The 13260-nt window shown below is 44.0% G+C and carries 10 protein-coding genes and 1 pseudogene; 3 read left to right on the top strand and 8 right to left on the bottom strand.

Going from position 1 to position 13260, the window contains the following annotated elements:
• Positions 1–2: 2 nt before the first annotated feature.
• The 6 genes and pseudogenes from FMM05_RS03920 to FMM05_RS03895 form a co-directional block, all read right to left on the bottom strand.
• Positions 3–506, bottom strand: a complete 504-nt coding sequence (locus tag FMM05_RS03920; protein WP_143372034.1) for a DUF6702 family protein — start codon at positions 504–506, stop codon at positions 3–5.
• A gap of 139 nt (positions 507–645) precedes the next feature.
• Positions 646–1226: pseudogene (miaE, locus tag FMM05_RS03915) on the bottom strand (tRNA isopentenyl-2-thiomethyl-A-37 hydroxylase MiaE).
• 116 nt (positions 1227–1342) lie between these two features.
• A complete protein-coding gene (gene hutF / locus FMM05_RS03910; protein ID WP_143372033.1) occupies positions 1343–2722 on the bottom strand; it encodes a formimidoylglutamate deiminase in 1380 nt (459 codons plus the stop codon).
• Positions 2722–3519, bottom strand: coding sequence for an N-formylglutamate amidohydrolase (locus FMM05_RS03905; protein WP_143372032.1), 798 nt, complete (start codon positions 3517–3519; stop codon positions 2722–2724). Before FMM05_RS03905 ends, hutF begins: the two co-directional genes overlap by 1 nt.
• Before the next feature lie 73 nt (positions 3520–3592).
• A complete protein-coding gene (polA, locus tag FMM05_RS03900) occupies positions 3593–6427 on the bottom strand; it encodes a DNA polymerase I (RefSeq protein ID WP_143372031.1) in 2835 nt (944 codons plus the stop codon).
• A 256-nt stretch (positions 6428–6683) separates the two neighbouring features.
• Positions 6684–7094 (bottom strand): DoxX family protein, encoded by a 411-nt coding sequence (locus tag FMM05_RS03895; RefSeq protein WP_143372030.1) that lies wholly within the window; start codon positions 7092–7094, stop codon positions 6684–6686.
• Between the two features lie 99 nt (positions 7095–7193).
• Between FMM05_RS03895 and FMM05_RS03890 the strand changes: the two genes are divergently transcribed.
• From FMM05_RS03890 to FMM05_RS03880, 3 genes are all read left to right on the top strand, one after another.
• On the top strand, positions 7194–7556 hold the full coding sequence (locus FMM05_RS03890) for a winged helix-turn-helix transcriptional regulator (RefSeq protein ID WP_143372029.1): 363 nt from the start codon (positions 7194–7196) through the stop codon (positions 7554–7556).
• A gap of 68 nt (positions 7557–7624) precedes the next feature.
• The gene (locus tag FMM05_RS03885) at positions 7625–8845 is read left to right on the top strand and encodes a metallophosphoesterase (protein ID WP_143372028.1); all 1221 of its coding nucleotides are present in this window, start codon (positions 7625–7627) and stop codon (positions 8843–8845) included.
• Between the two features lie 87 nt (positions 8846–8932).
• A complete protein-coding gene (locus tag FMM05_RS03880; protein WP_143372027.1) occupies positions 8933–9229 on the top strand; it encodes a thioredoxin family protein in 297 nt (98 codons plus the stop codon).
• Here FMM05_RS03880 and FMM05_RS03875 read toward each other — a convergent pair.
• Together FMM05_RS03875 and FMM05_RS03870 are read right to left on the bottom strand one after the other, a co-directional pair.
• Positions 9226–9864 (bottom strand): polysaccharide deacetylase family protein, encoded by a 639-nt coding sequence (locus FMM05_RS03875; protein WP_143372026.1) that lies wholly within the window; start codon positions 9862–9864, stop codon positions 9226–9228. The genes FMM05_RS03880 and FMM05_RS03875 overlap by 4 nt on opposite strands.
• A 70-nt stretch (positions 9865–9934) precedes the next feature.
• A complete protein-coding gene (locus tag FMM05_RS03870) occupies positions 9935–13216 on the bottom strand; it encodes a glycosyltransferase family 117 protein (RefSeq protein WP_143372025.1) in 3282 nt (1093 codons plus the stop codon).
• Positions 13217–13260 lie beyond the last annotated feature (44 nt).

The following is a 13260-nucleotide window of genomic DNA, read 5'->3' as shown; positions in this document are numbered from 1 at the left end:
ATTTAAAATTGTACGGTACCCGAAGTTTCGCTATTGGTAAGCAAAAGGCTTTTTTTGTTACCGTTTACCGTGGTATGGATTATATTTTGCTGCTCGCTGAACATATCAAACAGCACTGTATTGCTGACCTGTATGGTTTGTACTTTGCTTTCCGCCGGAAGGGTAAAGTAGCATATAAGCACATCATCTTCAGTCTCGCGGCCTAAAAGTGTGAGCACTTTAGGCTTATTGTTTATTTTGACGACGATCTTTTCTGCAAAATATTTTTTGAGCAGGCCCGTGGCTTCACCCGATTCTTTTGGTGTGCCCAGATACAGTTTTTTACCGTACTTTTTGTTGAGGCCCGCCTCCAGGTCGTCTATAAAAATGCGCCCTGTTATCCGTATTTCTTTCTTAACAGGGACATACTCCATCTGGAAAACCGACACGTAAAACCTATGTACGCCCGCCGATGCCATTACAAAAGCAAGGGTTAAAAGCAGTATATAACGTGACAGGTTTTTCATAGTGGGCTAAAATACGGAAAAAATCGTATTTAAGATTAAATCCCAACCTTACATGGATAAATAGTCAGATTGAACGGTAACAAACAATAATGAAGATTAAGAATAGGCTTGGAGACGCTTAGCAATGCCTCTCTACGTGTTACCCATGAACCGCACCACTCTTCCCATAACTCTGAATAAGTTCGCCTTCAAACTCCAGCCATTCTGCCCAGCGTTTTTCAACATCTACACCACAGCGTATTGACGCGCGAAACCTAAAAAGGTAGTGTAATGTGTAGCTTCAGATACCATAAGCTCATGGTAAAACGTAGCCAGTTCTTTGTCGGCGATATTTTTAGACAGCACCCTGAAACGCTCGCAGCTCCTGGCCTCAATCATAGCCGCAAACAATAACCGGTCTACAAACGACTCATGCCTACTACAGTTTTTTTTAGCGAACTTAAACAGCTCACCCACATAGTCATCGCGCTTTTCGCGCCCCAAATTATAACCGCGTTGTTTAATGATATCTACCACCATATTAAAGTGCTGCATTTCTTCAATGGCAATTTCAGCCAGCGTCTGCACCATCTCAATGTGTTCCGGGTTATTGGTGATGAGGTACAGCGCATTAGCGGCTGCCTTTTGCTCACACCAGGCATGATCGGTTAGTATCTCCTCTAAGTTAGATTCGGCTATATTAGCCCAACGTGGGTCGGTTAACAGTTTAAGTCCAAGCATAGTATCAAATTATAAAGCCAAAAATAAGTAATTATAGTGGGTGCGCAAAGATGAGTTATTTCATTTTGATGCTCTGCTTGTCCTGCTGAGCCTGCCGAGCATAAGAAATAGTGCGATTACAATCTCGTTCCCAGGTCTTTAATTACCGTAACAAAATCATTTACAGCCATTTCACTATGTATCGGCTGCCCGTCTTTGCATATCCATTTACCGGCAACAATGGTACCCGCCATATCGCTAACATCTGCCGAATACACAACCGTATTACACAAATTGCGCAGGCTGGCCGTAGCTATTAACGGAGATGTAGCCTTAACAACCGCAGCATCAAAAGGTTGGCCTACAGCAAAAAATTCAGCATCAAGAGCATTCATAGCCCTCCGTCCCGACTGCCATGCCATTTTTAGGGCATTAAAAGCGCTTTCGCCCTGGCCAGGTGTAACAAATGTGGTGCGTTTATGGCTTATAAGGCGCTGGCCGTAATCCAGTAATCGTAACTCTTCCAACGGGTTAAGGCCCACATGACTATCGGTACCAATGCTCCAGTTGCCGCCTTGATTCTTATACTCCTCAAAGCGGAACAACCCATCGCCCAGGTTACCCTCTGTACTTGGGCACAGCACCACACTGGCACCGCTTTTGGCAATACCGGTTACTTCGCTGTCATCCAAGTGAGTAGCATGCACTAAGTGGTAGTTCTTATCTACATTGCAATTATCTAACAGCCACTTTACCGAGCGTTTACCATGATAGGCAATGCAATCCTCAATCTCTTTTAATTGCTCCGACACATGTATGTGTAAAATGCTGTTGTTTAACGAGTTGCAAATGATAATTACATCTTCAGGCTTTACTGCCCTGAGTGAATGTATACCAATTCCGGTATTGGCATGTGTATAGTTTTTGGCAGCAGCCTTACTGCTTTCCAATAACTTATAATAATCATCTATAGTGTTGGAAATGAACCGTTTTTGGCGATCCACCGGTGCCTGGCCAAAGCCTCCCTGCTGGTAAAACTGGGGCACCAGTGTAATGCGGATACCTGCTTTTTGGGCCGCAGCAACAAGCCTTTCGCCCATTTCGGCGAGGTTGGCATAGGGTTTACCATTTTTATCGTGGTGCAGGTAATGAAACTCTGCTACAGCCGTATAGCCGTGGCGTGCCATCTCGCTGTACAGCATTGTAGCCACAACCTCCAGCTGATTAGGTGATAGCGTAAGCGCCAGGCCGTACATAGCGTTGCGCCAGCTCCAGAAATCATCCTGAATTGCGGTGTCAACATGCAGTTCGGCAAGGCCGGCCATGGCATACTGAAAGGCATGCGAATGGGCATTCTGGAAACCCGGAAATGCATACCCATTTACAAATTCACCCCTTGATATTTCACTTTCGGATATTGAAATCACGTTTCCTGACGCATCTAAATCTACAACTGCATTCGCTATCCATCCATTCTCGGTTAAGAGGCCTTTAAAGGTATAGGTTGTAGCTGCCATTACGACTGAAGTGTTTTGATAAGTTGCTCGAACATGCCTTTAAGCACCCCGCGTATTTTAGAAGCATTGGCATCGTCATACTCCGTCTCGGAGGTATCCATATAATTGGTCTTGGCCATTTCTAGCTGCAGGGCATGGATGTTGTTTTGAGGCTGCCCAAAGTAACGTGTTATATGCCCGCCCTTAAACGGGTGGTTGTGTTCTGCCTCGTAGCCGCTGCTTTGCAGGGCGGCCCAGGCGGCGCTGATAATCTCGGCGGAAGCCGAAGCCCCGTCGTTATCGCCAAGTATCAGTTCAGGGAATGGCTCCTGGCGGATGCCCGGCACTACCTTGCGGATGGAGTGCGCATCAAACAGCAACGCCACTCCAAACTCTTCTTTGGTTTGCTGTAACAGCTCGTTTACCTTATCGTGGTACGGCACATAGTATTGTGTTACCCTTTCGGCAATCTCTGTATCATCAGGCTCGCCAGTTGCATACAATGGCTCACCGTTAAAATTGGTAAGCGGCACCAGGCCGGTAATTACACGCCCATCGGTATACAGGGGCTTGCTTTCGGGGTCGCGGTTAAGGTCTATAACCCAGCGGCAGTAGTTGGCCTTTATAAGTGTGATGCCCATTTGCGGGGCAAAATCGTACAGGCGGTCTATAAACCAGTCGGCATCATCAGGCCGCTGTGCCATTTCGGGCTTAAGCCTGGAGGCGATGTCAGGAGGGAAATAGGTGCCGGAATGCGGCGAACTTATTATAATGGGCACTTTAGGCGCAGTTGGCTGTGTTATATGGTAAATATCCATAAATGGGTTTGTTTGTAGCTGAATGAACAATGGTATTGATTATGTGGTTAACAGGGTAGGGAATTGCATTTTATTAATGCGCCTCCAGCCAGTTAAGCCCTTCGCCAAGATCTACCTCTAACGGAACTTCTAAAGTAAAGGCACTTTCCATTTCTTCTTTTATCATGGGTTTGATGCGTTCCAATTCGCTGTTATGCACATCAAACACAAGCTCATCGTGTACCTGTAACAGCATTTTACTTTGCCAGTTCTCAGTAATAAGCCTTTTATGGATGTTTATCATGGCAATTTTAATAATATCTGCCGCGCTGCCCTGTATAGGGGCATTAACGGCATTACGCTCGGCACCGCCACGTACTACCTGGTTTTGCGAGTTAATGTCTTTTAAGTACCTCCTGCGGCCTGATATGGTTTGTACAAAGCCCTGCTCGCGGGCAATTTCTACCTGCTCGCCAATGTATTGCTTAAGCCTTGGGTAGGTTTTGTAATACGCATCAATAAGGTCTTTAGATTCGCCACGGCTAAGCGACGTTTGGTTACTTAAACCAAATGCCGAAACCCCGTACACAATACCAAAGTTTACTGTTTTAGCATGGCTACGCTGTTCGCGGGTAACCTCTTCTAACGGTACATTAAATACTTTTGATGCTGTAGAGGCGTGAATATCCTCTCCGTTTTTAAACGAACGTATCATTTCGGGGTCTCCGCTTAGTGCTGCAATAATGCGCAGTTCTATTTGCGAGTAATCCGCAGATACTATGGTGTAATTTTCATCGCGTGCCACAAAGGCTTTACGTATCTGCCTGCCCCTTTGTGTACGGATAGGAATGTTTTGCAGGTTAGGGTTGTTAGAGCTAAGGCGGCCGGTGGCGGCTACGGTTTGCATATAATCAGTATGTACGCGGCCGGTGAGCAGTTTAACCTGTAACGGCAGCGCATCTACATAGGTGTTTTGCAGCTTGATTAGTTGGCGCCACTCTAAAATATCCTGAACTATAGGGTTTTCTAATGCAAGGTATGATAAAACCTCTTCACCGGTGGCATACTGGCCGGTCTTGGTTTTTTTAATTTTATTACCACCAATTTTTAGCTTGTCGAATAATATTTCTCCCAGCTGTTTTGGCGATCCAAGGTTGAAACTCTGGCCCGCGGTTTCGTAAATGCGGAGTTCTAATGCCTTAATGTCGGTGCTCAATTCACCCGAAAGCTCTTTAAGATAAGCGGTATCAAGGTTAATGCCTTCCTGCTCCATATAGGCCAGTACCGGCATTAGCGGAATCTCTATTTCGTCAAATAATTTGCGGGTACCGGTACGTTCCAGTTCCGGGGCAAATATTTCTTTTAGTTGTAAGGTAACATCGGCATCCTCGGCAGCATATTCTTTAACCAGCTCTAACTCTACATCGCGCATGGTTTTCTGGCCTTTGCCTTTTTTACCAATCAGGGCCTCAATAGGCATAGGCGAGTAGCGCAGATACGTTTCGGCAAGAATGTCCATACCGTGGCGCATATCCGGATTGATAAGGTAATGCGCAATCATGGTATCAAAGAATTTACCTTTTACGGTAATACCATAGTTGGCTAATATTTCAAGGTCGTATTTAAGATTTTGGCCCACCTTTTCAATCGTCTCATCTTCAAAAAACGGAATGAACTTGTTTATAATTTCCTGTGCCTCATCACGGTCAGCAGGCACGGGAACGTAAAAGCCTTTGCCTTTTTCCCATGAGAAAGAAAGCCCTACCAATTCTGCTGTAAGGGCACAAATATCGGTCGTTTCAGTATCAAAGCTCACGCAGGGCTGTTTAAGCAGGTCTCGCAACAGCAGGCTAATGGCCATGTTGCCCTGTACAAGCTGGTAATGATGGTCGGTATTTTCAAGTGTTTTATAAAAGCCGGGAGTATCGGCAGCAGTTTCAGGGTCGGCTGCGCCATCGTTAAACAAGTCAAATTGCTGCGTTGGCTTAAGTATGGTCTGCGTTGGCGAATAACCTGTTGTAGCCACCTGGTCAAACTCTTCGCCATGAGAGAACAGTTTATGAAACTGATCCGCCATACGGCGAAACTCCAGTTCGTTAAAAAGCTCTTCTACCTTTGAGGTATCGGGCTTGGTTAATTCGTAATCATGCTCGTTAAAGGTAACATCGCAATCTATTATAATAGTTGCCAGTTTTTTAGACATAATGCCTTTTTCTTTATTGGCCTCAATGTTTTCGCGCAGTTTGCCTTTAAGCTCGTGCGTGTTGGCAAGTAGGTTCTCCATAGTACCATAATCTTTCAGGAACTTTTTAGCTGTCTTTTCGCCTACTCCCGGCAGTCCGGGAATGTTATCTACCGCATCGCCCATCATCCCTAAATAATCAATAACCTGCTCAGGGCGCTCGATCTCAAAACGGGCTAACACTTCGGGCACACCCCAAATTTCTATACCGTTACCCATACGGGCAGGGCGGTACATAAAAATATTTTCGCTTACCAGCTGTGCAAAATCTTTATCGGGTGTTACCATAAAAACCTGGTAGCCCTGTTTCTCGGCCTGCTTGGCAATGGTGCCTATAAGGTCATCTGCCTCACAACCCGCCGACTCAATTACCGGTATGTGCATGGCCTTTAGCAATGCCTGTATGTAGGGGATGGATATTTTTATAGCCTCGGGCGTTTCATCGCGGTTGGCTTTGTATGCAGTATACATTTCGGTACGTACGGTGCTACCTTCCTTATCAAATGCAACCGCTAAATGGTCTGGGCGTTCGCGTTTAATAACATCCAGCAACGAGTTCATAAAACCCATAATGGCGCTGGTATCCATGCCTTTGGAGTTAATGCGCGGATTTTTTATAAACGCATAATAACCACGAAATATAAGGGCGTAAGCATCGAGCAGGAAAAGTCGTTTTTGTTGAGACATGAAAAAATTATTTGCCGTAAAAATAAGCAAACCGCACCACAATAAGAAGCCCCGGGGTGCTTTTTATAAAAGTGCAGCACCTTGTAGTTTTAGTGTAAACTACAGGGTGCTGTATATATAGAGTTGCGTATTTTAGAGTGGTTTTATCCTTTTCTGTTTACCAAAGTTACTACTCCATATCTAAAATATATGCTAAGGATACCATAGGATTTTGCTAAATATTAGGGAGTAGGGTAAGAATGATTGTCTAAGTAATTTACTCAAGCATATCATTATTGCGGGTAGCCCTGTTATCTAAACTCAGCGGCCCGGCGCCGTGGTAAGCAATGATAAGCGCCGCGCCTATCATAGAGATGTTTTTCATAAAAGCAGCCATATCCATTTGCTGCGCCATTGGGTCGGTTATCGTCCAGAAGTTGTGCAGCATAAAGGTAACTGGCAGTAAAAACAAGACTATAAGCCATGCGCCCCATTTTGTTTTGTATCCAAGTATAATGCTCAACCCACCAAATAATTCTATAATACCCGATAGTGGAACCAATACGCCCGCAAGCGGCACACCCTTGCTTGCGGCAAAACCGATTGACTGCTCGCCAAAGTGCCCAAACGATGATATAATAAAGATAAGCGAGAACAATATCCTGCCTGCTAATAAACTGTATTTCATTTTTTATTGATGTTGGTTAATACTGAATGTAAAACTACGTACCTTTGCTATATAAAAGTAAGTACTGTACAGGTGTATAGTGCTATCACACACTATAGTATGAAAGATGTATCTCAATTAGACCATAATCAGTGTACCGGAATGATTCGTCCGGTAACCGATGCACTTGATGTTTTAAGCGGAAAATGGAAACTCCCTATAATTATATCACTAACTTTTGGCAGCAAACGTTTTAGCGAAATGGCCCGCGAAATACCTAAGATAACCGACCGTATGCTTAGTAAAGAGCTGCGCGACCTGGAAATGAACGGCCTTGTGCAGCGCGTAGTGCACGACACCATCCCGGTAGTGGTAGAGTACAGCATGACGGAGTATGCCCACACGTTAGATAATGTTATAAGCACCCTTAGAGAGTGGGGGGTTAACCACCGCAAGCGCTATACAGAGGCTGACAAAGTGTAATAAATTTCTGCCACGGGTTTTATGGCATGTTTTATGATGCAGTTATATTCTTATAAATACTTCATTTAATGCGCCGTTTTCTCATATTCCTGCTTATTGTGGCTCTTATTGCCGAAATCTATACTTTTCAGGCTGTAAAAGCTGCTACTAAAACTAAATGGGTGCACTGGGTGTACCTGGCAGTTTCAATACTTGTAATACTTTACATTATTTACTCCTTTACCCAGTTTGACAGGCGCGAAGGGCAAAACAAGCAGTCGCTCTTTACTATGGGGCTGCTACTAATAACGGTTGTGCCAAAGCTTGTTATTACTATTGTTATGCTTGGCGAAGACATAATTAGGGTATTGGGGGGCTTCATCCGTATGTTTATGGGCGACAGCAAACAGCCTTTCCTGTCAGAAAGGAGGCGCTTTGTAAGTCTAACCGCACTTGGGCTGGCAGCTATGCCGTTTTTATCGTTATTGTATGGTATGACAAAGGGTAAGTACAATTTTAAGGTTATACGCCAAACAATAACATTTCCTGACCTGCCCGACAATTTTGACGGTTTTACCATTACCCAGATATCCGACGTTCATAGCGGCAGTTTTGATAATAAAGAACGTATACAATATGCTATCGACCTTATTAACGAGCAAAAAACTGATATTATACTATTTACCGGCGATATTGTAAATACCCATGCCAGGGAGATGTACCCGTGGATAGAAACCTTTAAAGGAATTAAAACACCTGAGTTTGGTAAATATTCGATTTTAGGCAACCATGACTATGGCGAGTATATCGACTGGCCTACCCAAAAAGAAAAAGACGATAATTTTGCTGCCATAAAAGACCTGCACCGCCAGATAGATTTTAAACTGATGCTTAACGAGCATATTAAAATTAAAAAAGGCGACGAGGAGATTGCGTTGGTTGGTTTAGAGAACTGGGGCCATAACTTTAAAAAAGCGGGCGATCTTAAAAAAGCATCAGAAGGGCTTACCCCGCAGGATTTTAAGATATTAATGAGCCACGACCCATCGCACTGGGAGTATGAAGTTAAGAACCATCCGGGCAATTACCACTTAACACTAAGCGGGCATACCCACGGGTTACAGTTTGGTATAGAGATACCGGGCTTAATTAAGTGGAGCCCTGTACAATACGTTTATAAACAGTGGGCAGGCTTATATGAAAACATTGGCAGGTATGTATATGTAAACCGTGGTTTTGGCTTTCATGCATATCCCGGCAGGGTAGGTATCTGGCCAGAAATTACAGTATTAGAACTAAAAAAGGGTTAAAAAATAGTGTGATTTGGTAAAAATGCTATATTTGTGTAATAATTTACCAAAATAAGGATTTTAAAGTAAGTTAAAACTACCAACTTTATGTCAAAATTCGGAGAACTTATAAACTCCCAGGTTCCGGTACTGATCGATTTTTATACAGAGTGGAATGAGCCATCGGTATCCATGCACCCCGTAATTCGCGATGTTGCAGCTGCACTTGGCGATAAAGCCAAAGTTATAAAGATTGATGTAGATAAAAACCAGGAACTGGCCGAAGCGCTAAGGATAAAAGGGCTGCCTACATTAATGATCTATAAAGACGGCCAGATGGTGTGGAGGCAAAGCGGTGAGCTTGATGCCAACACGATTATAGGGCTTGTACAGGAACAAATTTAGGCTACCACACCAAACCTGAAATCATTTTCCTTTAAGTACTCAATGGCTTTGGGCAGGGCATAGCGCAAATTAGCCTGTGCCTTAACACTGTCATGAAATATTATGATGCTACCTCCGGTTACACTACCTGTAACGTTGTGCAGGCATTGCTGTGGCGTTATAGACTGATCGAAGTCGGCGCTGAGTACATCCCACATTATAATCTTATAGCCCCTGTTGCGCACCCATTTGCTTTGGGTGCTTTTTATTTTGCCATACGGCGGCCTAAAAAGCTTTGCTGGCTCAGTAATCCGTTTTGCTATAGACTCCTCACACTTTTTAAAATTATCCGTGTAAACATCGTTAGGTGTGCCCCAGCCATTAAGATGGTTAAAGGTATGATTGCCTATAATGTGGCCAGCCTCTATAACCTGCCTAAAGGTATCGGGGTGCTTTTCTATATTATCGCCAATGCAAAAGAACACCGCTTTAATATCGTGCTCTTTTAGAATTTGAAGCACCCAGGGAGTAACGTCGGGGTGGGGGCCGTCATCAAAAGTAAGGTACACGGTTTTTTGTGCAGCAGGTATATCCCACACAAAATTAGAAAACAGCTTTTTAACCAGCCTGCCCGTTTTTACCCAGTACTTTTTCATTTGTAAATAGCCTTAAATAAGAGATGCAGCCTAAAGCTGCATCCCAAAGTTATAAATTTTAGCTTAAAAACTATTCGTTTTCGCGCTTGTGCCTGCCCATTTTCTGATTATATTCATTAAATGCTTTGCGGGCAGCGTTGTAGCTTTCGGTATCATTATTTTCTTTCATAATGTACAGCAGGCTGCGGTAGCGCTCTATATTGGTAGCAATATCTACCCTTACCGAGTTTTGATCGTTTAACGACATACCCTTAAAGAACGTTAGCTCCTCCTGGTATTTCTTGATCATTTTGTTTAACAGCTGCCTTGCCTTTTCTTTTTCTCCAAGCTCATAATATCCGGCTGCATAAGGCTCAAGCAGGGTATAGTAGCCAAAGTATTCTAACGGCATTTTTGCCATGGCAAGGTCTATAACCTTTTTAGCCTTATCTCTCTTGCCTTCGTTAATAAGTGCCTCCATTAAGCGGGCAAGGTTGGTACGGTATGTAATGCTGTTTTTGCGCGTTTCCGGGTCGTGGTAAATGGCCGGGCTCTCGCTGTTGCCCCAATCCCATGCCATCACAATATTGTACATCTTCTCAGTATCAATATGTCCCATATCCAGCGGACTGCCATCTTTAGGAATCGCGGTTTTAACCGGAACCAGTTTGTAAACCATACCATCCAATTGCAGGTAATCCTTCATCCAAAGGTAATCATCGTCGCCAAAGCTGCCACCGGTAAAGTAAATAGGCCTTTTCCAGTTGTTGTTATAAAACAGGTCGAGCATCATAAGGCGGTTTTTGTACAACGCATCGCCTTTAATATCAATATCTATATACGGCACGATAGAATCGTACAGCGCCGGAGATACCACTTTGTTCTTAATGATCTGTTCTTTATTAACCGGTACCCTTACTTTGTTGGTAGGATAAAAGTTTACAAAATGGCCGTTGTTAAGCTCTTTCTTAGCACGCGGATCTTCCGATGCTATAAACTTAAGCAGGTCGCCAAGGTTCCAGCGTGCCTCGGTACCCTGAACAAACAGCATATAATCGCGTGTACCCTGTTGGTACTGCTCGTGGGTAAAGCTGATAGGCATCGGTTCAGATGTATAAGCCTTGGCTTTCATCTGGTCAATATACCAGTCCGTCATAAACAGGCTGGTGTTTACAATACGCACATCGGTACGGTAGCCTTCAACTTCCTGCGCATACCATAGGGGGAATGTATCGTTATCTCCGATGGTGAATAGTATAGCATTGGGCTCGCAGGACGATAAGTAGGCCTTAGCCATAGCCAGTGCCGTGTAACGGCCGCTACGGTCGTGGTCGTTCCAGTTTTGCGAAGCCATAAGTACCGGGGCAGCTAAAAGCGTAACCGCAATTACTACAGGGCCGGCCACTTTAGGGGCAATGTAATTTTTAATCGCATCATAAATGGCATACACCCCAAGGCCTATCCATATGGCAAATACGTAGAACGATCCTACCAGTGCATAGTCCCTTTCGCGGGGCTCAAACGGCCTCTCGTTAAGGTAAATTTTAAGGGCAAGGCCTGTAAACAGGAACAATGCCAGTATAACATAAAAGCTTTTAAGGTCTTTTTTAGCATGGTAGATAAAACCTACCACACCCAGTATGAACGGAAGGAAGAAATATACATTCCTGCCTTTGTTGTTTTCCTGGTCGGACGGAAGGTTATCCTGGGAACCAAGGCGAATTTCATCTAAAGGTTTAATGCCACTTAGCCAGTTACCGTCCAAGTGGTCATAGCGCCCCTGAACGTCGTTTTGGCGGCCGGCAAAGTTCCACATCAGGTAACGCCAGTACATATAGCCAAACTGGTACTCAAACATAAACTGCATGTTATCTGTAAACGATGGCTTTTCTATCAGTAAATACCTGCTGTTTTGGTTAAGGAATTTGTTGTACTCATCCATATCAACCTGGCCGGTGCGAACGCCTGCCCTAAACTCGTTAACCTGTTTTTCTACATTACCCCTTAACTCGGCTACAGCCATACCTACTTCTTCCTCGCCCATCTTATCAACAGGGAAGCCCATACGGTATAGGTCTTCTACATAATCGTATTCAGGGTCAAATTTAAATTCCAGCGGATGCGTAAAGCTCATATAATTACCCGCATGATCGGGGCTCCACATCCTTGGCATAAAGCCTTTTTGGCGGTCATCGGTATTTTGTTTGGCGTTTTTATAATTGTTTACAATTACATATTTGCCGGTCTTATAATCCCTTTGGTAGTTGGGTTTCTCGTCTTCATAAGGGCGCACTTTGTCCAGTCCGCTGTAAGCATCAGAGAACATAGGGCCGTAAAATAACTTTTGCTCGCCATACTGTTCACGGTTATAGTAGGCAAGTACCTCGGCGGCATCACTTGGGCGGTTTTCGTTAATAACCACGTTAGCATTGGCACGAATAGGCAGCATCATCCAGGTTGAGAAACCTATTAAGATAAACAGCGTACAAAGCAGGATGGTGTTGTAAAGCGGAAGCTCTTTCTTCTTAGTGTATTGCAGCCCGAAGTAAAAGAAAGCTACAATAGCTACAAATACAAGAATAGTACCCGAGTTAAAAGGCATGCCAAAGCTGTTTACCATAAAGATTTCGGTCTTGCCGAAAAGCGCCATGGTGTAAGGCAACAATAATTTGAAAATGAAAAGCAAGATGGCAACAATTACCACATTGGCTATGATAAAATTTCTAACCGTAACGGTTTTGTAATTTTTAAAGAAGTAAATAAACCCTATTGAAGGGATGGTTAGCAATGCCATAAAGTGAACCCCGAAAGATAAACCAATAACAAGCGATATGATAAGCAGCCATTTGTTACCGCGTGGGGTATGCATTTCCTGCTCCCAACGCAGCCCCAGCCACAATAGCAGGGCAATAAATAATGATGCCATGGCATACACCTCGGCTTCTACGGCGTTAAACCAAAAACTATCTGAAAACGTATAGGCAAGGCTGCCCACAAAGGCACTGCCTAATACAGCTTGTAAATTGCTGTTGTTAAGCTCTGAAAATTTAGCTACGAGATTTTTGAAGATAATGGTTGATGACCAAAACAAAAACAAAATTGTAAACGCGCTCGAGAATACCGATAGCATGTTTACCATTAGCGCTATCTTATCGGGGCTTGGGGCAAACATGGCAAAAAAGGCACCCATCATCTGGAAAAGTGGTGCTCCCGGTGGGTGGCCTACTTCAAGCTTTTCGGCAGTGGGTATGTATTCGCCGCAGTCCCAAAAACTAAGGGTGGGCTCTACGGTTAGTGAGTAAACAAGCAGGGCAATGGCAAAAACAGACCACCCAAGGATGGTATTCCATTTTTTGAAATTGAATGTTATCATGTATGGTGAATTGTTCCGGTATTAAAACGTAACTGCAAAGAAAC

Source organism: Flavobacterium zepuense (assembly GCF_007097145.1).
GTDB lineage: Bacteria > Bacteroidota > Bacteroidia > Flavobacteriales > Flavobacteriaceae > Flavobacterium > Flavobacterium zepuense.
Note: the sequence above shows the minus strand (reverse complement) of the source record. Positions and strands in the feature narration are given on the sequence as shown.

Coding starts and splice junctions, on each gene's coding strand:
- FMM05_RS03920 (WP_143372034.1), bottom strand. CDS start 506: ATGAAAAACCTGTCACGTTATATACTGCTTTTAACCCTTGCTTTTGTA.
- hutF (WP_143372033.1), bottom strand. CDS start 2,722: ATGGCAGCTACAACCTATACCTTTAAAGGCCTCTTAACCGAGAATGGA.
- FMM05_RS03905 (WP_143372032.1), bottom strand. CDS start 3,519: ATGGATATTTACCATATAACACAGCCAACTGCGCCTAAAGTGCCCATT.
- polA (WP_143372031.1), bottom strand. CDS start 6,427: ATGTCTCAACAAAAACGACTTTTCCTGCTCGATGCTTACGCCCTTATA.
- FMM05_RS03895 (WP_143372030.1), bottom strand. CDS start 7,094: ATGAAATACAGTTTATTAGCAGGCAGGATATTGTTCTCGCTTATCTTT.
- FMM05_RS03890 (WP_143372029.1), top strand. CDS start 7,194: ATGAAAGATGTATCTCAATTAGACCATAATCAGTGTACCGGAATGATT.
- FMM05_RS03885 (WP_143372028.1), top strand. CDS start 7,625: ATGCGCCGTTTTCTCATATTCCTGCTTATTGTGGCTCTTATTGCCGAA.
- FMM05_RS03880 (WP_143372027.1), top strand. CDS start 8,933: ATGTCAAAATTCGGAGAACTTATAAACTCCCAGGTTCCGGTACTGATC.
- FMM05_RS03875 (WP_143372026.1), bottom strand. CDS start 9,864: ATGAAAAAGTACTGGGTAAAAACGGGCAGGCTGGTTAAAAAGCTGTTT.
- FMM05_RS03870 (WP_143372025.1), bottom strand. CDS start 13,216: ATGATAACATTCAATTTCAAAAAATGGAATACCATCCTTGGGTGGTCT.